This window comes from Candidatus Pelagibacter ubique HTCC8051, assembly GCF_000472605.1.
Lineage (GTDB): Bacteria > Pseudomonadota > Alphaproteobacteria > Pelagibacterales > Pelagibacteraceae > Pelagibacter > Pelagibacter communis_B.
The window spans coordinates 1,147,906-1,168,948 of sequence record NZ_KI421440.1; the positions used below are offsets into that span (position 1 = coordinate 1,147,906).

24 protein-coding genes are annotated in these 21,043 nt (G+C 28.9%); 16 read left to right on the forward strand and 8 right to left on the reverse strand.

Features of this window, described 5'->3' with window-relative positions; translation table 11 throughout:
* Positions 1-77: 77 nt before the first annotated feature.
* Together F754_RS0106180 and kdsB are read right to left on the reverse strand one after the other, a co-directional pair.
* Positions 78-914 (reverse strand): prephenate dehydratase, encoded by an 837-nt coding sequence (locus tag F754_RS0106180; RefSeq protein ID WP_023649047.1) that lies wholly within the window; start codon positions 912-914, stop codon positions 78-80.
* The gene (gene kdsB, locus F754_RS0106185) at positions 914-1,645 is read right to left on the reverse strand and encodes a 3-deoxy-manno-octulosonate cytidylyltransferase (RefSeq protein ID WP_023649048.1); all 732 of its coding nucleotides are present in this window, start codon (positions 1,643-1,645) and stop codon (positions 914-916) included. Before kdsB ends, F754_RS0106180 begins: the two co-directional genes overlap by 1 nt.
* Positions 1,646-1,759: 114 nt before the next feature.
* Here kdsB and F754_RS0106190 point away from each other — a divergent pair, with 114 nt between their 5' ends.
* A complete protein-coding gene (locus F754_RS0106190; protein ID WP_023649049.1) occupies positions 1,760-2,299 on the forward strand; it encodes a cytochrome c family protein in 540 nt (179 codons plus the stop codon).
* Here the strand turns inward: F754_RS0106190 and argF are convergent.
* On the reverse strand, positions 2,291-3,220 hold the full coding sequence (gene argF / locus F754_RS0106195; RefSeq protein ID WP_023649050.1) for an ornithine carbamoyltransferase: 930 nt from the start codon (positions 3,218-3,220) through the stop codon (positions 2,291-2,293). The genes F754_RS0106190 and argF overlap by 9 nt on opposite strands.
* A gap of 1 nt (position 3,221) precedes the next feature.
* Complete coding sequence (locus F754_RS0106200) at positions 3,222-4,388, reverse strand: aspartate aminotransferase family protein (protein WP_023649051.1); 1,167 nt, start codon at positions 4,386-4,388, stop codon at positions 3,222-3,224.
* Positions 4,389-4,558: 170 nt separating this feature from the next.
* Between F754_RS0106200 and F754_RS0106205 the strand changes: the two genes are divergently transcribed.
* Positions 4,559-5,053: a hypothetical protein gene (locus F754_RS0106205; protein WP_023649052.1), complete on the forward strand. Its 495-nt coding sequence runs from the start codon at positions 4,559-4,561 to the stop codon at positions 5,051-5,053.
* A 3-nt stretch (positions 5,054-5,056) separates the two neighbouring features.
* Here the strand turns inward: F754_RS0106205 and F754_RS0106210 are convergent, their stop codons facing one another.
* Entirely contained in the window at positions 5,057-6,046 is a 990-nt protein-coding gene (locus tag F754_RS0106210) for a complex I NDUFA9 subunit family protein (RefSeq protein WP_023649053.1), read from the reverse strand.
* A 26-nt stretch (positions 6,047-6,072) separates the two neighbouring features.
* Between F754_RS0106210 and F754_RS0106215 the strand changes: the two genes are divergently transcribed.
* From F754_RS0106215 to F754_RS0106280, 14 genes are read left to right on the forward strand one after another with little or no spacing between them, the layout of a single operon-like run.
* The gene (locus tag F754_RS0106215) at positions 6,073-6,684 is read left to right on the forward strand and encodes a 3'-5' exonuclease (RefSeq protein ID WP_023649054.1); all 612 of its coding nucleotides are present in this window, start codon (positions 6,073-6,075) and stop codon (positions 6,682-6,684) included.
* The gene (locus F754_RS0106220) at positions 6,684-7,649 is read left to right on the forward strand and encodes a KpsF/GutQ family sugar-phosphate isomerase (RefSeq protein ID WP_023649055.1); all 966 of its coding nucleotides are present in this window, start codon (positions 6,684-6,686) and stop codon (positions 7,647-7,649) included. Before F754_RS0106215 ends, F754_RS0106220 begins: the two co-directional genes overlap by 1 nt.
* Complete coding sequence (gene lptC / locus F754_RS0106225) at positions 7,650-8,243, forward strand: LPS export ABC transporter periplasmic protein LptC (protein WP_023649056.1); 594 nt, start codon at positions 7,650-7,652, stop codon at positions 8,241-8,243.
* A gap of 1 nt (position 8,244) precedes the next feature.
* A complete protein-coding gene (locus F754_RS0106230) occupies positions 8,245-9,021 on the forward strand; it encodes an ATP-binding cassette domain-containing protein (protein ID WP_023649057.1) in 777 nt (258 codons plus the stop codon).
* Positions 9,022-9,027: 6 nt separating this feature from the next.
* The gene (locus F754_RS0106235; protein ID WP_023649058.1) at positions 9,028-10,344 is read left to right on the forward strand and encodes a 3-phosphoshikimate 1-carboxyvinyltransferase; all 1,317 of its coding nucleotides are present in this window, start codon (positions 9,028-9,030) and stop codon (positions 10,342-10,344) included.
* 5 nt (positions 10,345-10,349) lie between these two features.
* The gene (locus F754_RS0106240) at positions 10,350-11,003 is read left to right on the forward strand and encodes a (d)CMP kinase (protein ID WP_027303484.1); all 654 of its coding nucleotides are present in this window, start codon (positions 10,350-10,352) and stop codon (positions 11,001-11,003) included.
* The gene (locus F754_RS0106245) at positions 11,003-12,730 is read left to right on the forward strand and encodes a S1 RNA-binding domain-containing protein (protein ID WP_023649060.1); all 1,728 of its coding nucleotides are present in this window, start codon (positions 11,003-11,005) and stop codon (positions 12,728-12,730) included. Before F754_RS0106240 ends, F754_RS0106245 begins: the two co-directional genes overlap by 1 nt.
* A gap of 14 nt (positions 12,731-12,744) precedes the next feature.
* A complete protein-coding gene (locus F754_RS0106250) occupies positions 12,745-13,035 on the forward strand; it encodes an integration host factor subunit beta (RefSeq protein WP_027303485.1) in 291 nt (96 codons plus the stop codon).
* Positions 13,025-13,717, forward strand: a complete 693-nt coding sequence (gene pyrF, locus F754_RS0106255) for an orotidine-5'-phosphate decarboxylase (protein ID WP_023649062.1) — start codon at positions 13,025-13,027, stop codon at positions 13,715-13,717. Before F754_RS0106250 ends, pyrF begins: the two co-directional genes overlap by 11 nt.
* Positions 13,714-14,343: a phosphoribosylanthranilate isomerase gene (locus F754_RS0106260; protein WP_023649063.1), complete on the forward strand. Its 630-nt coding sequence runs from the start codon at positions 13,714-13,716 to the stop codon at positions 14,341-14,343. Before pyrF ends, F754_RS0106260 begins: the two co-directional genes overlap by 4 nt.
* Positions 14,333-15,562 carry a tryptophan synthase subunit beta gene (locus tag F754_RS0106265; RefSeq protein ID WP_023649064.1) on the forward strand — a complete coding sequence of 410 codons (1,230 nt, stop codon included), beginning with the start codon at positions 14,333-14,335 and terminating at the stop codon, positions 15,560-15,562. The genes F754_RS0106260 and F754_RS0106265 overlap by 11 nt, the downstream gene beginning before the upstream one ends.
* Positions 15,562-16,362, forward strand: a complete 801-nt coding sequence (trpA, locus tag F754_RS0106270; RefSeq protein WP_023649065.1) for a tryptophan synthase subunit alpha — start codon at positions 15,562-15,564, stop codon at positions 16,360-16,362. Before F754_RS0106265 ends, trpA begins: the two co-directional genes overlap by 1 nt.
* Positions 16,359-17,288, forward strand: a complete 930-nt coding sequence (locus F754_RS0106275) for a hypothetical protein (RefSeq protein ID WP_023649066.1) — start codon at positions 16,359-16,361, stop codon at positions 17,286-17,288. Before trpA ends, F754_RS0106275 begins: the two co-directional genes overlap by 4 nt.
* A complete protein-coding gene (locus F754_RS0106280) occupies positions 17,242-18,510 on the forward strand; it encodes a folylpolyglutamate synthase (protein WP_027303487.1) in 1,269 nt (422 codons plus the stop codon). Before F754_RS0106275 ends, F754_RS0106280 begins: the two co-directional genes overlap by 47 nt.
* Here F754_RS0106280 and F754_RS0106285 read toward each other — a convergent pair.
* From F754_RS0106285 to F754_RS0106295, 3 genes are all read right to left on the reverse strand, one after another.
* Complete coding sequence (locus tag F754_RS0106285; RefSeq protein ID WP_023649068.1) at positions 18,507-18,824, reverse strand: thioredoxin fold domain-containing protein; 318 nt, start codon at positions 18,822-18,824, stop codon at positions 18,507-18,509. The two genes, F754_RS0106280 and F754_RS0106285, sit on opposite strands and share 4 nt — an antisense overlap.
* 66 nt (positions 18,825-18,890) lie before the next feature.
* Entirely contained in the window at positions 18,891-20,336 is a 1,446-nt protein-coding gene (locus F754_RS0106290) for an exodeoxyribonuclease I (RefSeq protein WP_023649069.1), read from the reverse strand.
* Positions 20,333-21,019 carry a hypothetical protein gene (locus F754_RS0106295; protein WP_023649070.1) on the reverse strand — a complete coding sequence of 229 codons (687 nt, stop codon included), beginning with the start codon at positions 21,017-21,019 and terminating at the stop codon, positions 20,333-20,335. The genes F754_RS0106290 and F754_RS0106295 overlap by 4 nt, the downstream gene beginning before the upstream one ends.
* Between the last annotated feature and the right edge of the window lie 24 nt (positions 21,020-21,043).

Consider the following 21,043-nt stretch of genomic DNA (forward strand, 5'->3'; position numbering starts at 1 on the left):
GGTCGGGTTCAAGCAGCATCCACCTCTAGCCTCCAAAACTATTATAACAGTTATGTTTTCTATTCTACAAGAAAAGATTATTTTTTTTTATCTCTTAACTGATCAGCCTCAAAAACACCTAAGACGTGAAAATCTTCACAATGGAGCCCCAGCTCCTCTAAAGATTTTTGTACTTTTGGATCCTCTATATGGCCATCTAAATCACACAAAAAAAAGAATGAATCGAAAGTATTTTTTTCCGGATAACTTTGTAGTTTTGTTAAATTTACACCATTGATCGCAAATCCGCCTAAAGATTGGTAAAGAGCAGCAGGCTTACTTTTAAGTTTAAATAAAAAAGAAGTAATATATTTATTATCCCCAAATTCAGGTTGAGAAATATTTTTTCCCATTACTAAAAATCTTGTTAAATTACCATTTTCGTTTTCGATATTTTTTTTAACAATATCTAATCCATAAATTTTGGCACTCAAAGAAGAAGCTATTGCACTTTGCTTAATATCTTTTGTTTTTGAAATCATTTCTGCAGATCCTGCTGTGTCTGCCCTGATATGTTCTACTATATTATTATCTTTTATAAATTTTGAACATTGAGACAAACCTTGTGCATGAGAATACACTTCTTTTATATCTCTAAGTTTTGCACCAGGTTGGCCTAATAAATTGTGTTCTATTTTTTGAAAATGTTCTTCGTAAATATTTAGTCTATGTTTGAATATTAAATATTCAATACCAATATTTCCTGTAATCCTGTTTGATTCAGGAATAATTATTTTACAATCAGGTTCTAAACTTGCTTTATTAAAACAATCATCAAAAGTCTTGCATGGTATAATTTCTGCATCTGGATTAACTGACAATGCAGCTAAATGTGAATAAGCTCCAAAAGTGCCTTGAAAATAAATTTTTGCCATTAAGCTTTATATTCCATAATTTTTTTTAAGGCCAGATAATCTTCTTCTGTATCAACTCCAATTGGAGAAGAGCTTGCAAGCGCAACATTTATTTCAATATCGTTATCTAATGCTCTCAACTGTTCCAATCTATTTTCAATTTCATTTTTAGATTGATTTAATTCAACAAATTTTTTTAATGTTTCAGTAGAATAACAATAAATTCCAATATGGTGATAAATATTAACCATTTCTGTTGATCTTCTTAAAAAATTCTTTGCTTTAGAAAACTCTTCATTGTTTAAATTTTTGTTAGTTATAACTTTTACAATATTTTCATTGTCTAATTCTTTGAGATCCTTCATTTTAGCAGCAAGGGTACCCATTTTAGACTGATTACTAACCATTTTTTTATTTAGACTTATAATATCATCAATATCAATTGCTGGTTCATCACCTTGCAAATTCATTATTAAATCTACATCATTAACCTCAAGTTTTTTAAATGCCTCGTAAATTCTATCAGTTCCTGATTTATGGTTTCTGCTTGTTAGAATGGCTCTACCTCCATTTTTTTCAACGTCATCTACTATTTCTTGATCCTCCGCCGCAACAACTACTTCACCAATATTTGCTTCTTCAGCCCTTTTAAAAACATGGGATATGATTGATATATTATTAATTTTTAACAGAGGCTTACTTGGCAGCCTAGTTGCCGATAATCGTGAGGGTATAATAGTTAATGTTTTCATTAATTATTGAATTATTATTATAACCATTAAATAGAAATAGAGGCAAATTTATACATTAAATTTTGGTAATTTTTTAATTTATCGTGATATACGTTCCAACATAATATTTGAAAAATGGATTCTTTTGAAATTAATAAAATTGTAGCAGCTGTGTTAATGGTTGCACTTTTAGTCATTGGAATTGGTAAATTATCAAACGTCATATTTCATGTGGAAAAACCTAAAACTCCTGGATACGCAGTTGAAGTTGAACAAGCTACAACTATATCTTCATCTACAAAGACAGCTGTAGAAGAAAAAATTGATATCGCAGCATTGATGGCAATGGGAGATGTTACTTTAGGTGAAAAAGTTTTTAAAAAGTGTGCTGCATGTCATTCAATTGTTAAAGGTGGAAAAAATAATATTGGTCCTGCTTTATATAATGTCGTTGGAAGAAAAACTGGTGCTGTTTCAGATTATAAATATTCTAAAGCGCTAGCATCATTTGATAAAGAATGGACATTTGAAGAGTTAAATGGTTACTTAATTAAACCTGCAAAATGGATTAAAGGAACAAAAATGGCATTTGCTGGATTAAGAAAAGAAAAAGATAGAGCTTCAGTTATAAAATACTTAAATCAAAATTCAGATAGTCCAGTACCACTACCTTAATTTTCCAAAACAATATAATAAAATACTTTTTTGAACATGAACTCTATTAAGAGCTTGTTGCCAAACATGAGATTTTTCTCCTAAAAAAACTTTATCACTTACTTCAGATCCACGAGGCAAACAGTGGAGAAAAATGCAATCTTTCTTTGCGTAGCTCATTAATTTTTTATCTATCCTAAATTTTTTAAATTGTTCAATTTTTTTCTTTTTATTTACTTTATCATTCAGAGAAATAACTTTATCTGAAAATATAACGTCAGCTCCAGTAGCAGCTTTTTTTGGGTCGTTATAAATAAATATTTTTTTATTATTTTTCTTAACCCAAGTTCTAACTTCCTTGCCAGGTTCAAAATTTTTTGGACATCCTATGTTTAGTTTGAATGAAAATTTTACCGATGCTGCAATTAAACTGTCTAAAACATTATTAGAATCTCCAATCCAGCAAATATTTAGTTTCGAAATCGATTTTTTCTTTATTTCTTCAGCAGTAAAAACATCTGATAAAACTTGAGTTGGATGTGATGATGGACTTAAGCCGTTTATTAATGGAATTGATAAATAATTTTTAAAATCTTCAATTTTTTTATCACTATCTGTTCTCAGCATAAATCCATCACCATAAGTTGAGAGTATTTTAGCTGTATCAGATATGCTTTCACCACCTTGACCAAGATGTAATTCATTTGATCTTAGCGTTAAAGTTCCACCTCCAAGTTGCTTTATCGCTAAATAAAAGCTTATTCTTGTTCTAGAGCTTGCTTTTTCAAACATTTGAATAAGCATTTTGCCTTTTAATGGAGACCCCTTATCAACCTCTAAAGTACTTAACTTTTTTCTTAGTTTTTTTCTTTTCTTGGCATCAACAATAATTTTTCTAAGATCCTTAGCTGGTATATCTTTCAAGTTTATAAAATGTTTCATATTAATTTAATTCTGAACAAACTTTGTTTATAATTTTAAGTGATTGGTTAATTTCACTCTTTTTTACATTTAGTGGTGGTAAAATTCTAACAACATTTTCAGCAGCTCTTATTGTTAATAAATTATTATCCATTAGTTTCTTTATAAATTTTGTTTGATCTGCTTTAAGCTGTATTCCTATCAACAAACCTCTTCCTCTTATTTCTTTAATGATATTAGGATGTTCATTTTGAATTTTTTTAAGATTAGATAAAAAATATTCTGAAATACTTTTAACGTTTTTTAGAAATTTCTTATTTGAAATTATATCCATCACTGAATTACCAACAGTCATTGCTAATGGATTACCACCAAAAGTAGATCCATGCGTCCCAGCTGTCATTCCAGAAGCCACTTTTTTATTCATTAAAACTGCTCCTATTGGAAATCCACCTCCAATACCTTTTGCAATTGGAACAATATCTGGTTTTACCTTTGATTTTTCAAAAGCAAAGAAGTCACCTGATCTTCCAATTCCACATTGAACCTCATCTAATATTAATAAAATATTCTTTTTATCACAAATTTTTCTAAGGTCTCTTAAACACCAATCTGGAATTACCTTAATGCCTCCCTCACCCATAATAGTCTCAACCATTATGGCTGCTGTTTTTTTTGTAATTTTTTTTTTTAGGGATTGGTGATTACCAAAATCAAAATGATCAAAACCACCAACTTTTGGTCCAAAACCTTCAGTCATTTTTTTAGAACCACTTGCATATATTGCAGCTAATGTTCTTCCATGAAAACTATTCTTAACACATAAAATTCTATTTTTTTTTGGTTTTCCAATTGAATAGAAATATCTTCTTGCAACTTTTATTGCAGCCTCTGTTGCTTCTGCACCACTATTTTGAAACATCACATAGTCAGCAAAAGTTTTTTTAGCTAGTTTTTTTGCTAACATTTCTCCTTCTGGTATTTGAAATGCATTTGAAACATGCCAAAGTTTTCTTGATTGTCTATTTACAGCATTTATTAATTTAGGATGTGCGTGACCTAAAGAATTCACGGCTATACCTTGAACAAAATCTAAATATTTTTTTCCATTTGTTGAATATAAAAAGCTTCCCTTTCCATATTTAAATGAAATTTTTTTTCTATTATAATTTTTTGCTAAATAGCTCATAATATTAATCAGTTTTTATAAATTTTAATTATTAGATACAAGTTATGATTGAAAATACCTATAAACCAATTTTAATTAATTTTTGTTGATAAGTTTGAGATTTTGCTTGTTTAATTTCTCTTTATATCAGTATATTGTTATTTTTATAAACTTAAATACAACATATAGATATGAGCTGGAACGATGAAAAAGTAAATAAACTAAAAGAGCTTTGGGGCAAAGGTAACACTGCTAGTCAAATTGCTCAGATTATTGGAGGTATTAGTAGGAATGCTGTAATTGGCAAGGCACACAGATTAAACCTTTCAGCAAAAATTAAAACAAGAGCAGCAACCTCAAATCAAAATTTTGAAAATTCCTTAGAAATAAAAAATATCAAGAGCAAAAGAGGACGAAAAAGTAAATTTAAATCTTTAATTATTGAAAAAGACTTTGAGCCAGAAAATCCTAAACAATTAGAAGAATTAGATGAAAATTCTTGTAAATGGCCAATTGGGCATCCAGATGAAAAATCATTTTATTTTTGTGGCAGATCGTCTTTAAAAGATTTTTCTTATTGCAAGCTGCATCTTTTGTATGCCTACCAACCTAAGGGTAAAAAAGAAGATGCTACAGACAAAGAAGAAGTGCCAGAGTTTATTGAAAAAAAAATAAAGTCAGCTTAAAAACTATTTGTTAATTTTATTCTCTAAATCTTTTTTTGTTAGGTATTTTTCGGTGGAAAATTGTCCACCTTCTCTCCACATATAACAATACTTTTTAACTTCCTGATCAAAAAACCTAACACTAGGGATACCAATATCTGAATTAGTTTTATATTTTCCAGATGGAACATTGTCATATTTTAACAATCTCAATTGATCTCTTGTCAACAATGGATTTGGTAGAATTTCGAAAAATCTTGCTGTCAACTCAGCAATTGGCAAAGGGAAAGGTAACAAAAATCTCTTTTTACCAATTAGTGATTGTAATTTTTCTAAAAGTTCTTTGAAAGTTATAATCTCTGGACCATTGCATTCAATTATTTTTGAATAAATATTTTTAGAGACAACATGATAAATAGTATCTGTTAAATCAGAACAATGAATTGGTGCAAATTTAGTCTTTCCTTCATAATAAATTGGAAAAACTGGCAATCTGTTTAGTAAGGTCATAAAGTTTGTAGTAAAGTTATCGTCTACAGAATATACCACTGATGGTCTTAAGATTGTAGCTAATGGAAAATTTTTTAGTACATTGCCCTCTCCTTCTAATTTACTTTTCGCATAATCAGAATCTATTGCATCGTTAATTCCTAAAGCTGATAAATGAATAAAATGATTAAGATTATATTCTTTACAAAGTTTAGCTAATAATGAGGGTAAAACTGTGTGAATATTTTTAAATGTATTGCCTTGTTTTTTTTCAAATAAAATACCTATTAAATTTACACAAATATCAGCTTTTTTAAAAAGATTTCTAATTTTATTTTCATCAAAAATATTAGCCTCTACAACATCAATATACCCAGCATTAGCCTGAGTTTTAATTATGTAACTTTTTTGATGAATATTTCTTGTAACAACTGTCACTCTGTAGTTATTTTTGGTTAGCTTTCTAATTAAGTTTCTTCCAATTTGACCACTGCCACCAAAAATTAGACAATTTTTTGCTTTCATTTGAATTCCATTATATATCTTTAGAAATGAGTAATAATATTCAACTTCACAAAAATGATTTACCAGATGATTTAGATTTAGGCAATCTAATAGCTGTTGATGGTGAGTTTATGGGTCTTAATGTCAGACGAGATCCTCTATGCTTAATTCAGATATCTTCAGGAAATTCAGATGCTCATATAATCCAATTTGATAGGAAAAATTATAATGCTCCAAATTTAACAAAGTTACTTGCTGATGAAAATACTACAAAAATATTTCATTATGGAAGAGCAGACATGGCTCATATCAAATATTATTTAAAAACAGACACTAATAACATTCTTGATACTAAAATTGCTTCAAAATTAGCAAGATCTTATTCTGATAGCCACTCATTAAAAACATTGATAAAAGAATTTATCAATATTGATATCAGCAAACAATTTCAAAGCTCAGATTTTGGTGGTGAGCTATCACCTGCACAATTAAAGTATTGTGCAAATGACGTGATGTACTTACATAAAATTCATGAAGAACTTAATAAAATACTAGAGAGAGAAAATAGAATTGATCTATATAAGGATTGCTTAAAGTTTTTAAAAACTAGAGTAAATTTAGATCTGTCATTATTTAAAGATGATATTTGGTCCCATTAATGAGAAATAAATTTATACCCATAGCAAAAAAGGTAATTGATCTTGAAATTCAAGCATTACAAAAATTAAAGAAAAATATTAATAATTCATTTGATAAAGCAGTAATTGAAATTGCAAAATGTAAATCTAAAGTGATATTGTGTGGTGTAGGTAAGAGTGGATTGATTGCTGCAAAAATATCAGCAACGTTATCTTCTGTTGGCACTCCATCATTCAATTTATCCGCAAGTGACTCTTCTCATGGAGATTTAGGCAGTATATCAAAAAAAGATATATTAATTTTAATAAGCTACTCTGGTAAAACCGATGAGTTAAAAAATATTATTCAATACGCAAATAGAAATAGAATTTTATTGATAGGAATTATGTCAAAAAAAGAGTCTATTTTGTATAAGGCATCAGATATTAAAATTGTAATTCCTGAAGTTAAAGAGTCTGGTGGAATTGTTCCAACATCAAGCACGACAGCTCAACTCGCTTTAGGAGATGCATTAGCGATATCGGCAATGCAATATAAAAAATTTGGTAAATTTGATTTTAAAAAAATTCATCCTGCCGGAAGTCTTGGTGTTCAATTAAAAACTGTCGAAGATGTTATGATAATTGGCAAGAAAATTCCTTTAGTAAGTGAGCATTTAAACATGAAAAAAGCTTTAGATATATTAAGTAGTAAAAAACTTGGAGTTTTAATTGTCCAAAATAAACAAAAAAAAACTAAAGGTATTATTACTGATGGTCAGCTTAGAAGATTTAATCAAAAAAATCTTAATCTACATTCAAAAAAAGTGAAGGATATAATGACAAAAAATCCGGTTGGAGTTGACAAAGATATGCTGGCCGCAAAAGCCTTATCACTAATGAACAGTAAAAAAATTACATCACTATGTGTTTATAATAAGAAAGATAAGCTCAAAACTATTGGCATAATCCACGTGCACAATATTTTACAGTCTAATATTTCTTAGATGAAGAAAAAAATAGTTTTATTATTTATAGTAGTCTTATTTTCAATTATTTTAAATCAATTTTATTTTAAAAATATAGATAAAGATAAGTTAAGTATTTCAAATGAAAATTTGAACATTAAAATTGAAAAAGAAAAATTAGAAGAAAAATCTTATAGCTCTAATACTATAGAAAATGTAAAATATAGTTCAAGTGATCCAGAAGGTAATGAATATACTATTATCGCTAACGAAGGTGAAATAGATATAAAAAATAGTCAAACTATTTTTCTTAAAAATGTAAAAGCATCAATTAAGTTAAAAAATTCAGATATCATTCTTATATCATCTGGTTTTGCAAAGTATGATGCTGCTAATCTAGATACTATTTTTACTGAAAATGTGGTAATTGAAAATTTAGAAAATAAAATTATTGGAGAATATTTAGACTTTTCTATGTTAAGAAAAAATATCATTATCTCCAAAAATGTAGTTTTTAATAACAACACAAATGTTTTAAAAACTGATGTTATTGAAATTGATATAGAAACAAAAAATACTAAATTTTATATGTATGAAAAAAATAAAAAAGTATCAATAGTTAAAACAAATTAAAATGGGGATAGTAAAAAAATTTAGAATAAAATCTTTTAAAGATATAAACCCTATGATTGAGTTTGAAAATGTATCTTTATCTTATGGAGATAGATTAATATTAGACAATATAAGTTTTAAGATTAATCAATCAGAAATATTTGGAATGCTTGGTCCTAATGGAGTTGGAAAATCTACAATATTCAATATTCTTATTGGCCTCATCGATCCATCAAATGGTAAAATTAAGATTGATGGTGAAGAAGTAAATAAATATCCAATATATGTAAGGGCTAAAAAGTTCAAATTGGGATATGTCCCCCAATCGGGGGGATGCTTTGCAGACCTAACATTGCTAGATAATTTAAGAGCAATTGGTGAAATAGTTATAAAAAATAAAATTTCGATGAATGATAAAATTCATTACTTATTATCAAAATTTGAATTAGATAATATTAAATATATAAAAGCTAAATATTTGTCTGGTGGACAACGAAAAAAGCTTGTTCTTGCATTAGCTCTTTTAAGTGAACCCAAAGTTCTTCTACTGGATGAGCCTTTTGCTGCACTCGATATTTTAACAATAAAAATGATTCAAGAAATAATTGTAAATTTACAGCAAGAAAACCAAATCACCATTTGCGTATGTGACCACCAGGCAAGAGATTTACTAGCTTGTGTGGATGCGGCAATGATTTTAAGTAATTGTAAAATTGTTGCTCATGGAACACCTTCGGACTTGATTAATAATATCAATGCTCAAAAAGCCTATTTTGGTAACTCATTTAAAATAAGTTAGTATTTGATGCCTAATAACTTAATAATAAAAAAAAAAATTAAAAACTTTGATAAAAAAATCGAAGTAGATGGAGATAAAAGTTTAAGTATTCGTTGGATTTTATTCTCCTCTTTGTCTAGTGCTAAATCAAAAGCTCAAAATCTATTACTATCTGAGGATGTTATGGCTGCAATTAACGCAATAAGAAAATTAGGCATCAAGGTAATTATAAAAAATAAAACATGTATTGTTTATGGTAAAGGTGTCGATGGATATAGATACAAAAAAAACCTAACTATTAATGCACAAAATTCAGGGACACTTGGAAGACTTATTTTAGGTCTACTAATTAATACACCTCACCCAATAAAGTTAATTGGTGATAAAAGTCTATCTAAAAGAGATTTTAAAAGAATTACAGATCCATTAACAAGATTTGGAGCTGTTTTTAAGCTTACTAATAATAAAAACCTTCCTCTCAAAGTTTTAGGAGCAAAAAAACTTAAGCCAATATATTATGAAGAAAAAAAAGGTTCTGCACAATGCAAAAGTGCTGTCATTTTTGGAGGATTAAGAACAGATGGTTCTACAATAATCAAAGCAAAAAAATCTAGAAATCATACTGAACTTTTCTCAAATCACCTAAAGCTGCCAATTAGGACAATTAGGAAAAAAAATTATGACATTATAAGTGTGAATAAGATGAAAAAGATTAAAATTATAAATTATAAAATCCCTTCAGATATTAGTTCAAGTGCTTTTTTTATAGTCCTAACTGCCCTCTCAGAAAAATCTAAGTTAATCATAAAAAATGTTAATACCAATCCATCACGAACAGGTATAATTAAAATTTTAAAAAAGATGGGTGTTAAAATCAATTTAAAAAATAAAAAAACTTACAAAGGTGAAGAAAATGCTGATATTCATATTGCAAGTTCAAAAAATTTAAATTCTATAAATTGCCCAGTTAAATTAAATAGTGGAGCTATTGACGAATTTCTAGTTATTTTTTTAGTTGCAGCTAAAGCAAAAGGTGTTTCTTATTTTAAAAATTTAGGTGAGTTAAATCAAAAAGAAAGTCCAAGACTTGATTGGGGATCAAGAATTTTGAAAGAAATCGGAATTAAAACCATAGTTACAAAAAATTCTATAAAAATATTTGGTAACCCAAACATAAAAGTTAATAAAAAGATTATAATTAGAAATTATCTAAAAGATCATAGAGTATTTATGACCAGTGTCATTGCAGCACTAACTTTTGGTGGAGAATGGAAGATATATGATAAAGATTCAATTAAAACTTCTTTTCCTAATTTTTTAAAAATTTTAAATAATTTAAATTAAAAATGATCAAAAGAAAAAATATATTGAAAATAGCTATAGACTCACCTGCAGCTGCAGGTGCTGGAACTCTAGCTAAGGCTATTGCCAAACATTATAATCTTTTTTATTTAGACACTGGTAAAATTTATAGAATGATTGCTTATTTAAAATTAAAGTTTCCAAAAAAATTTAATCAAAAATTTATCAAATCAAAAATTAAATCTTTACAGGTTAAAGATCTTTCCAATAAAGCTTTATTGTCAGATACTGTAGGAACTGAGGCTTCAGTTATATCAAAAGTAAAAAGTACCAGAAAACTTGTTCATTCTTTTCAGCTAAATTATGCATATAATCCTCCAAAAAAATTTAATGGCTCATGTTTAGATGGAAGAGACATCACCTATAATATCGTACCTGATGCTGATTTAAAATTCTTTATTACTGCAAATATTAAAACAAGAGCATTAAGACGTTTTAAAGAGCTTAAAAGTCTAAATAAAAAAATTTCCTATCAAGAGGTGCTGAAAAGCATTAAAAAACGTGATAAAAATGACTATAATAGAAAAATATCACCTCTAAAGAAAACTAAAGATTCAGTGTTGCTAAATACATCGAAACTTACTAAAAGATCGTGTTTTTTAAAAATAAAAAAAATTATAGACAGGAAAATTAATACTTAATGGAAATTTACAGAGATCTCTCAAATCCAGCCTCCCAAGAATTCGAAAAATTACTTAATAGTCAACTTTCAAAAATCCAGATTGAAGAAGGTAAAATCATAGAAGGTAAAATCAACAAAATTACTGAAAAATTTGTTTTCTTATTTGTTGAAGGTCTAAAAAGTGAACCGGTACTTGATGTCAATGAACTAAAAAGTATGGGTCTTGGTGAAAAAATAAAAATTGGTGAAATTATTCCAGTATTATTAGAAAAAATTGAAGATAAACATGGCGAAGTTCTAGTTTCTGCTAGTAAGGCTCAAAAAATCAAAGGATGGGACAAGCTTGTTGAAGCCTTTGATAAAAATGAACCAATTATGGGTAAAATCACATCTAAATGTAAAGGCGGATGTATTGTTGAGCACATCGATACTGGTTCTCTTATGTTTTTGCCAGGTTCGCAAATTAGTGACAAGCCATTGAAAGATATTAGTCATTTAATGAATGAGCCTCAAAAATTTGCTTTAATAAAATTAGACAAGGTAAGAGGAAATGCATGTGTTTCACGAAGAGAGATAATTTCATCATTTAAAAAAGAGGATAAAGCTAAAATTATAGAAAAATATAAAGTTGGTGATATCATAAAAGATGCTGAAGTTAAAGGTTATAGCTCTTTTGGATGCTTCTTTAACGTAAATGGTGAGTTAGATGTTTTAGTTCACCTACAAGAAATTTCTTATTCTAGAGTTAATCATCCAGATGAAGTTTTTAACATTGGTGAAAAACATGATTTAAAAGTAATTACGGTAGATAAAGACAAACTACAAGTTGGCTGTTCCGTCAAACAATTATCTCCTGATCCTTTTGAACATATTGAAAACTATGAATTAAATAAAATTTATAAAGTTAAAGTTGTTAAGCTAATGGACTTTGGAGCATTCTGTGAATTAGAACCAGGACTTACAACTTTGCTTCACTCAAGTGAACTGAGTTGGACTAAAAAAAATATTTCTGCTAAAAAAATGTTTAAAGTTGGAGATGAGATTAATTGTATAATTACTGAAATCGATAAAGATAAAAGACGTGTTGCAATCTCACATAGGTTAACGCAAGATAATCCTTTTAATACATTTGAAAATAAATACCCAGTTGGTACAATCATAGAAGGTGAAGTAGTAAATAAAAATGAATACTCATTATTTGTAAAGGTTGAAGACTTAGATGTTGATGCATTTTTACACTGCAATGATTTAACTTATCTTAATAATGGTGAAGAAGAATTAGAGAAGTATAAGAAAGGTGATAAGATTAAAGTTAAAGTACTTGAAGTAAAAGCTTCTGAACAAAAAATTAGAGTTGGTTTTAAACAAACTCAACCAGATCCTTTTGATTGGTTTAAAGATAAATCCAAAAATCAGACAATTACAGTCAAGGTAGTATCTACAGACAATAAGGGTTTAACTGTTAGACCTGAGGGTTGTGAAATTGATTTTCAGATTAAAAAATCAGCGATTGCAATTAATGCTGCTGATGCAAGACCAAATAGATGGACAGGTGGAGAAAAACTTGACTGTGCTATAGCTGATCTTGATTTAGATAAGAGAAAAGTAACTTTAAGTATTAGACTATTAGAAGAAATTGAAAAAAAAGAAGCTCTGGACAAATATGGATCTGAGGGTTCAGGTAAAAACTTACCATTTTCATCACTTTCTGAAGATTTAAAGAAAAAAGAAGAAGATAAAGAATAAACAGAAGATTCAAATTGGCTATTGTAAAATCAAAGCTTTTAAAACAACTCTCCGAAAACTATCCTAATTTTCTAAAAAAAGACCTCGAAAAGTTTACTAATATAATTTTAAGTGAAATCAAACGAGCTCTTAAAAGAGGCGATCGAGTTGAACTAAGAGGTTTTGGTGTATTTTCAACAAATATCCAAAAAGCTCGTATCTCTAGAAACCCTAAAACAGGTGAAAAAGTAAACACACCAGAAAAAAAAACAATTCACTTTAAAATGTCAAAGGACTTATTTAAAAAATTAAACGATGAAACATAAAAACATTTTTGTTGCCTGTGATACTTCTAATTTAAGCGAAATAAAAAAAATCATAAGACAAACACACACAAATAAACTTAAAGTTGTGCCAAAATTTGGCTTACAATTTTTTTACTCTAAAAATGGAAGAAAGTTTTTAGAAAGTTTTAAAAAAGACTTTTGGCTAGATTTAAAAATTAATGACATTCCACAAACTGCTTTATCTGCAGTAGATAGTTTAAAAGACTTAAAAAGATGTAAATATATAACTGTCCACACAAATGGTGGGCTTGAAATGCTAAAAGCTATTAAAAAGAAAGCGAAATCAATTAATAAAAATTTAAAAGTGCTTGGTGTTACAATTCTAACAAGTCTAAATAATAAATCACTTAGAGAAATAGGGCACACAAAGTCTGTAGAACAATTAGTTTTAAAACAGGCTAGTTTAATAAAAAAATCAGGCTGTGATGGTATTGTTTGCTCTGCACAAGAAGCCAAAATGGTTAGAAAAAAATATAAAAACTTATTTATTGTCACCCCTGGAATAAGATTACCTGGAGATAGTGTAAACGATCAATCAAGAGTAATGACTCCTAATGATGCTTTTAAAAATAAAGTCTCAGGCATAGTAATGGGAAGATCGTTAATTAAAGGAAATATCAAAAATAATATTCAAAGATTAATTGACCACTTAGATAAATGATTAAAGGGTCTAAAATCTGTGGGATCTCAGATCTCAATACTCTTAATTTTATAATCAATCATCCCTATCCACCTCAATTTATTGGCTTCATTTGTAACTACAAAAAAAGCTCAAGATATGTTGAGGTAGAACAGTTAAATGAATTATTAAAATTAGATAAAAAAAAAATCAATTTTGTTGCAGTGCTTGTAAAACCTGATGGAGATATTTTAGAAAAAATTAAACACCTTCCTTTTGATTATTATCAAATCTATGACTGTACACCTGATGAAATAAAAGAGATTAGGAGAAAGTATAATAAAAAAATTATAACCGCTTTAACTATCAAAGATAAAACTGATGTTGAAAAATATCAATTATTTTCAGAGATAACTGATATTTATTTGTTCGATAGCAAGGGTTATGAAAAAAGTATGGCTTTTGATCATTCACTTATTGAAAAAATAAAGATCAATAAACCATTAATGATAGCAGGAAATATTAAAGTTAATGATAATCTTGAAAATTATAAAAAAATAGCAGATATTCTAGATATATCTGGGGGTCTTGAGACTTCTGGGGTAAAAGATAAATCCAAAATAGATATATTTTTAAACAATGTAGAGCAGATAAAAAATGAAACTTAAAAAAGGGACTCCTTTAATTGATCAGCACGATCAACATGGCTTTTGGGGTGGTAAATTTGGAGGAAGCTTTATTCCTGAGACTTTAAAAAAACCTGTGGAAGATTTAACAAACGAATTTAAAAAACTACGAAAAGATAAAAAATTTTTAAAAAAAAGAGATTTTTATTTCAAAAACTATATTGGAACCCCCACTTCGTTCATAAAGCTAGATAATCTGACAAATCATCTAGGTGGTGCTCAAATTTGGGCAAAGGTTGTTGCTGAGGCTAATGGAGGTGCTCATAAGATATACAATGCAACTGTCCATGCTCTCATCTGTAAAGCAATGGGTAAGAAATACATTGTTGGTGATACAGGAGCTGGTTATGCAGGAAAAATGCTAAGTATGGCTGCTAAAAAATTTGGCCTTAAATGTAAAATATTTATGGGGGCAAAGGATATTAAGAGACAAAAACCCAACTGTGATGCAATGAGAAAAAATGGAGCTGAAATAGTTCCAGTTTATTCAGGTAGTCAAACACTGGTGGATGCTGTTAGTGAATGTATGAGATATTGGGTCTCAAATTGTGATAATACCCATATGTGCGTTGGAAGCACTGTGGGTCCAAATATATTTGTTAAAATTTGTGGTTGGAGTACCGCGCAAATTTCTAGAGAACTAAAAATACAATTAAAATCAGAATTTAAAAAAATTCCAAACAAAATTAAACTAATTAACTGTGTTGGTGGAGGAAGTTCTGCTTATGGTTTTTGGAGTGAATTTATTGATTATGATAAAAAACAAATTGAGTTAATTGGTGTTGAGGCAGGTGGACCTAAAAGATCAAAACTACATGCAGCACCATTAAGTAGAAATGCTAAAATTGGAATTTTACATGGAGCAGCATCTTATCTTTGTCAAAATAGTGAAGGACAAATCAATGATACAGAATCAATTAGTGCTGGATTAGATTATCCAGGTGTAAGCCCTATTCATTGTTTTTTAAAAGATACTAAAAGAGCAAGGTATACTTATGCAACAGATGAGGATGCTCTTGATGCACATGTAATGGTTACAAAATATGAAAATTTAAATCCAAGTTTAGAACCTAGTCATGCATTTGCGGAAGCTATCAAAATTGCACCTAAATTAAGTAAAGATACAATCATTATTGTGAATTCATGTGGGGATGCAAAAAAAGATCGAGATATTTTAAGGGAAAGATTAGGTAAAAGATAATGGCCTCTTTATTAAGTCAAGCATTTCAAAATGCAAAAAGTGAAAATAGACCAGCACTACTTACTTATACTGTTGCAGGTGATAACAATAAAAAGAAATCATTAGAGATACTTAAATCAATTTCTAATTATGCAGATATCTGCGAATTAGGATTTCCTCATAACACTCCCATTGCTGATGGAGGCCAAATTCAAACTAGTGCATATAGAGCAATTAAAAATGGAATTAAAATCAATGATGTTTTCTCAATAGTAAACGATTTTAAAAAATCAAAAAAAACTAAACCAATTATTTTGATGGGTTATTACAATATGATCTTTCAATATAATGAAAATAAATTTTTAGATAAATGTAAAAAAGTTAAAGTTGATGGTTTGATAGTTGTAGATCTTCCTTATCCTGAAAATAAAAAATTTGCTACTAAATGCAAAAAAACAGGAGTTAACTTTATTCAATTAGTCTCTCCAACCACATCTTCAATTAGATTAAAAAAAATTATCAAAGACTCTCATGATATGATTTATTACATTAGCATGCTCTCAACTACTGGAGGAAAACTAAAAGTTTCTCCTAAAAAAATACTTGAAAGATACAGCAAAATTAAAAATCAAAACAAATCTAAAAATGTTGTCATTGGGTTTGGTATTACTGAAAAAACCATAAAATCTCTCAAAAAAGCTGATGGATTGGTAGTTGGAAGTGCAATTTGTAAAGAAATTTCAAACTCTATTAAAAAGAGACAAAATCCTGTCACAAATGTTACTAATATCGTTAAAAGATTAAAAAATAAAATTAAATGAACTGGATTACCAAGATAATAAAAGCAGGTGAAAAGATCAAAACTGCTTTTCATGAAAGAGCTTCAAAAGAGGATATTGCAAAAAGTGATTGGACAAGTTGTTGTAGAGGCCCCATTCTTAAAAAAGACTTAGAGCAAAATTTATGGGTTTGTCCAGATTGTAATAAACATCATCGAATTAAACCAAGCCAAAGATTTGATATTTTGTTTGGTAAAAATAACTATGAAGTATTTAAGACCCCTATTCCAAAAGATGATCCTTTGAACTGGACAGACTCAAAATCATACAAAGATAGATTAAAAGCTGCACGTAAGAAAACAGGTATGGAATGTGGAATGATGGTTGCTTGTGGAACTATTAATAATATTAAAATTACTGCGGTTGCATCTGACTTTGATTTTCTAGGTGCTTCAATGGCTGCTGCTGAAGGAGAAGCTTTTTTATATGGAATTCAATATGCTATAGAAAATAGAACACCTTTTTTATGTATTAGTGCTGGAGGTGGAATGAGAATGATGGAAAGTTTAATTTCACTTTCTCAAATGACTAGAACAACTCTTGCAATCAATGAATTAAAGAAAAATGGTTTACCTTATTTAGTATGTATTACGGATCCAACAGCAGGTGGAATTACAGCTTCTTATGCAATGTTAGGAGATATTCATATCGCTGAACCTGGTGCATTAATTGCGTTTGCTGGAGCAAGAGTTATTCAAGGAACTGTTAAAGAAGAATTACCTGAAGGATTTCAAAAAAGTGAATATGTAGAAAAAACAGGTTTTGTTGATTTAATTATTGAGCGTAAAGATCTTGTTTCCAAAATAGGAACTTTATTATCAATATTGTTAAAGCAAAATTCTGTTATAAGTTCTGAGCAAAATGAAACTTCAGAAGATAGTCAGTCGCTTACAAGAGCTGCATCCTAAAGAAATAGATCTTAGTTTAGATCGTATTCAAAATCTCTGTCAAAGATTAGGAAATCCTCAGGATAAGCTCAAAGCAATTTCAATTGTAGGAACCAATGGAAAGTATTCAACCATCCAAGCGATGTTTGCTATTTTAAAAGAAGCAAATATTAAATGTAATATTTACACTAGTCCTCATATTAAAAGTATTAATGAACGGTTTGTTTTTAATAATGAAGAACTTAATGATGAAGAATTAGCTAATTTATTTGAAGAAATTGAAAGTGCAAATAATAACGAACCCATTACCTTTTTTGAGATATTAACTGCAGCTTATTTTCTAAAAGCTTCTCAATATCCTGATAATATCAATTTAATAGAAACTGGCTTATTTCATAGGTTTGACGCCACTAATATCCTTAAAAATAATCTAGCTAGTATTGTAACTTCTATTGGTCTTGATCATTTAGATTGGCTACCTGAAAATGAACAAACTGTTGAAAAAATTATTTATGAGAAAACGTCAACTCTTTTAAATTCAAATATTATAGTTGCAAAACAAAGTTCTAAAGAAATTACAGATAGTATTAAAAAAACAATCTCTAATAATAGCTCAAACAAGTTTTTTCATAATGAAAATTATAGTTTTACAATGAAAGAAAACGATTTCTTTTATTATGAGGATCAATTGGGTGGAATAAAATTGCCATTGCCTAATGTTAAAGGTCAATTTCAATTAGAAAATATCTCAACTGCTATTGCAACGTTAAGAACCATAAAAGATTTTGGCATAAAAGATGAGCATATTAAAAAAGGAATTACAAAAATAAACAGTATTGCAAGATTACAGGAAATTAAATCAGGTAAACTTAAAGAGCTTGCAAAAGATCATCAACTTTTTATTGATGGTTCTCATAATCCCTTGGGCGCAAAAGTATTAAACGAATATCTAGAAAGTTTAAATTGTAATAAACATATCATCTTAGGAATGATGGCTAATAAAGATCATAATGAATATATGAGTTTCTTTAAGGATGTTGAAACCTTGACCACTATAGATATACCCAATCAACCAAACTCCATTAAAGGAAAAGAGCTTAAAGATAAGCTAAATAGCTTCAAAAATATCAATTATAAAGAAAGTATACAGGATGCTATCAGGTCAATTCCGGTCAAGGAAAACGATATTATCCTAATTACTGGATCTTTATATCTTGCTGGGGAAGTATTGAATTTAAATTAGATATTTTTATCTAAAAATTCTTTCATGTGGCTTTCAGGAACTCCACCAACTTTTCTATCTACTTCAACACCTTTTTTATAGATAATAACTGTCGGTACACCTCTAATTCCTGCGGCACTTCCAGTATTAATTCCACCATCTTCAATGTCAGCGTAATAGAAACCAGCTTTATCTTTATATTCGTCTGAAAGCTTAGTCATTACTGGAACAAGAGCTTTACATGGTCCACACCAAGCAGCTGAGAACTGGATTACTGAAATATCTTCGTTTTTTATTTTACTATCAAAATCTTCGTCTTTAAAATCATTAAGCATATTACTGATATAATTGATTCAATTGATTATTCAATGGGCAAAAATAGGTTTTTTTGATTTATTAAATTATGCGTCTGAATACTTTTGCTCTAGATTCATAACATAATCATTAATTCCATCAAGAAATTTTAGCTTTTCATCTACAGTTTTAAATGAAAACATCTTATCTTCATTTTCTCTGATCTCATCACACTCTGAATAAAAAGCAGAAATTGTCCACCATTTCTCCTTATTAGTACTTAGAATTCTTGAAGCTATACGTCGTTTAATTTTTTTATGAATTTCTTTTGGTAAAATTTCAGGCACCTCATTAAATATCAATCCATGACCAAAAGTAACCAATCTTTCATCTTCAAATTTATCTAATAGTGCTAACTTTTCTTTCCAATCCCCTGTATGAAATTTAGGAAATAAAGCTTGATCTTTAGCAGACGTAAATCCTCCAGAATAAATAGATTCTTCTGGCTCGATATCTTCTTGTGAAGAAGTTTCCATTTTTTCTTCAGCAGCTTCTCTTAAAATATTACAAACATCTTGTGAAAACTTTTCATTACTTTTAACTAGTTCAGCTCTTTTCTTAATCAAGTTAGGGTCAAGCTTACTGTACGGCTCAACCTTCATTCCAAAACTTGGGTCTAAAATTATTGGTGCTTTATTTGATCTGATAGTTCTTAAAAACTTAGGAGATTTTTTCATCTCCTTTTTTAAATCTTCATAATTTAATTTTTGGATAGCTTCAATATCAACTCTTAAATCTACTGCTTGACCCCATTTATACACTGGATGCATACAAGCATTTGGATGAAGTGGAGCACATAAATATAATCGACTTGTTCCATAAAAATATTCATTAAGAGTAAATATCTTTTCTTGCTTAACCATGTTCTCAACAATTACTTTGCTACTTGTTTTAAAATATTCTTGCCAAAGAGTTGGTTGTTTTTGTTTAATTAAATCTAAAACCTTAACAGTCAGTTCAGTATCAAATAATGCTGAGTGAGCACCAGCAGATTCAAAACCATTCAATCTTGCTAAAGATTCAAGTTTCATTGATTTATTTCCTTTAGGATTTAATTCTGTTTTTAAAACATCTTCATCGATTGCAAATGCTGCTCTAACAATATTTAAAGCATCATGACGAACATTTCCTTCTGTGTTTGTTAGATAAGGTTTTCTTAAAGATTTAAAAAATTCTTTTCTAATTACTTCATCGTCAAAGTTAATGCTTGAATAACCTAAAAATGTTGCAGGTGACCATTCTCTAAATTTTTGCTCAACCTGAGTTAACATTTCGTAGTGACTTAAATTACCTTTAGTTAATAAATCAACATTTGATTTGTTGATACAAAGTGCTGTAGCACTTGGAACTCTATCCTGAGGAAGTCTACACCTAGCTTGAAAACGCTCTAATTCTTTAAAGTTTTCGTCTAATAATATTCCACCTATTTCAATAATAGTTGCCCAATCTGTCTGAGCAGAATCTGTCTCGATGTCCCACACTACGTAATTCAATTTGCTCTCCTTTGTGAATAAAATTGTTCAACTTTTTCTAAAAATTTATTTTGATAATCTTTTAATCTCTCACCATCTATTAAAAACCTTTGAAACATATTGTCTTTTGTACAAAGCAATATAACTGCTTGAGTGATATTAGATCCATGAACTGTATTATGGGCTAAAGCATAAGCGCTACATTGCAAATAATAATCATCAATCCACTCATCTTTTTTAGGCTTATTACTCTGTTTAAAATCAATGATTGTCTCTTTATTTTCATAGACACCAACACAGTCTGCTGCTCCTGCATATTTACCTGGATAATATAATGTTGCCTCACACCCCCAAATTTCATCAAGCTTATTTCTTAATCCATTTTCAATAATCTGATCTGCCATCATTCGTTCTCTCGTGTTATCTCCCAATAAATCTAAATTTAATTTACCCAGTAAAAATTTTTCCAAGTATTCATGCATCGCACTACCTCTGCTACTGGCTTCTTGAGTAATAATTGCTGCCTGTTTATGGCCTACTCTTTGCTTCCACGCTTGAAGAGATGCTTTTTTTTCCTCAGACTCAGTTGCTTTTAAAATTGTTGTCACTGATGGCAATCTTTCTTCATTTACAGAGTAATGCCTTGAGCCATCTACTATTGATCTAGTTGATTTTGGATAAATATATTTATTATTCCACTCCATGTGATTTCTTATATTCGCTATTTT

Excerpts from the sequence above, each read along its gene's own strand:
- F754_RS0106245 (WP_023649060.1), top strand. The coding sequence starts at position 11,003 with ATGGAAATTTACAGAGATCTCTCAAATCCAGCCTCCCAAGAATTCGAA.
- F754_RS0106205 (WP_023649052.1), top strand. The coding sequence starts at position 4,559 with ATGAGCTGGAACGATGAAAAAGTAAATAAACTAAAAGAGCTTTGGGGC.
- F754_RS0106220 (WP_023649055.1), top strand. The coding sequence starts at position 6,684 with ATGAGAAATAAATTTATACCCATAGCAAAAAAGGTAATTGATCTTGAA.
- F754_RS0106280 (WP_027303487.1), top strand. The coding sequence starts at position 17,242 with ATGAAACTTCAGAAGATAGTCAGTCGCTTACAAGAGCTGCATCCTAAA.
- F754_RS0106295 (WP_023649070.1), bottom strand. The coding sequence starts at position 21,019 with ATGGAGTGGAATAATAAATATATTTATCCAAAATCAACTAGATCAATA.
- kdsB (WP_023649048.1), bottom strand. The coding sequence starts at position 1,645 with ATGAAAACATTAACTATTATACCCTCACGATTATCGGCAACTAGGCTG.
- F754_RS0106230 (WP_023649057.1), top strand. The coding sequence starts at position 8,245 with ATGGGGATAGTAAAAAAATTTAGAATAAAATCTTTTAAAGATATAAAC.
- F754_RS0106265 (WP_023649064.1), top strand. The coding sequence starts at position 14,333 with ATGAAACTTAAAAAAGGGACTCCTTTAATTGATCAGCACGATCAACAT.
- F754_RS0106215 (WP_023649054.1), top strand. The coding sequence starts at position 6,073 with ATGAGTAATAATATTCAACTTCACAAAAATGATTTACCAGATGATTTA.
- pyrF (WP_023649062.1), top strand. The coding sequence starts at position 13,025 with ATGAAACATAAAAACATTTTTGTTGCCTGTGATACTTCTAATTTAAGC.
- F754_RS0106200 (WP_023649051.1), bottom strand. The coding sequence starts at position 4,388 with ATGAGCTATTTAGCAAAAAATTATAATAGAAAAAAAATTTCATTTAAA.
- F754_RS0106180 (WP_023649047.1), bottom strand. The coding sequence starts at position 914 with ATGGCAAAAATTTATTTTCAAGGCACTTTTGGAGCTTATTCACATTTA.
- F754_RS0106235 (WP_023649058.1), top strand. The coding sequence starts at position 9,028 with ATGCCTAATAACTTAATAATAAAAAAAAAAATTAAAAACTTTGATAAA.
- argF (WP_023649050.1), bottom strand. The coding sequence starts at position 3,220 with ATGAAACATTTTATAAACTTGAAAGATATACCAGCTAAGGATCTTAGA.
- F754_RS0106260 (WP_023649063.1), top strand. The coding sequence starts at position 13,714 with ATGATTAAAGGGTCTAAAATCTGTGGGATCTCAGATCTCAATACTCTT.
- lptC (WP_023649056.1), top strand. The coding sequence starts at position 7,650 with ATGAAGAAAAAAATAGTTTTATTATTTATAGTAGTCTTATTTTCAATT.
- F754_RS0106210 (WP_023649053.1), bottom strand. The coding sequence starts at position 6,046 with ATGAAAGCAAAAAATTGTCTAATTTTTGGTGGCAGTGGTCAAATTGGA.
- F754_RS0106285 (WP_023649068.1), bottom strand. The coding sequence starts at position 18,824 with ATGCTTAATGATTTTAAAGACGAAGATTTTGATAGTAAAATAAAAAAC.
- F754_RS0106275 (WP_023649066.1), top strand. The coding sequence starts at position 16,359 with ATGAACTGGATTACCAAGATAATAAAAGCAGGTGAAAAGATCAAAACT.
- F754_RS0106190 (WP_023649049.1), top strand. The coding sequence starts at position 1,760 with ATGGATTCTTTTGAAATTAATAAAATTGTAGCAGCTGTGTTAATGGTT.
- trpA (WP_023649065.1), top strand. The coding sequence starts at position 15,562 with ATGGCCTCTTTATTAAGTCAAGCATTTCAAAATGCAAAAAGTGAAAAT.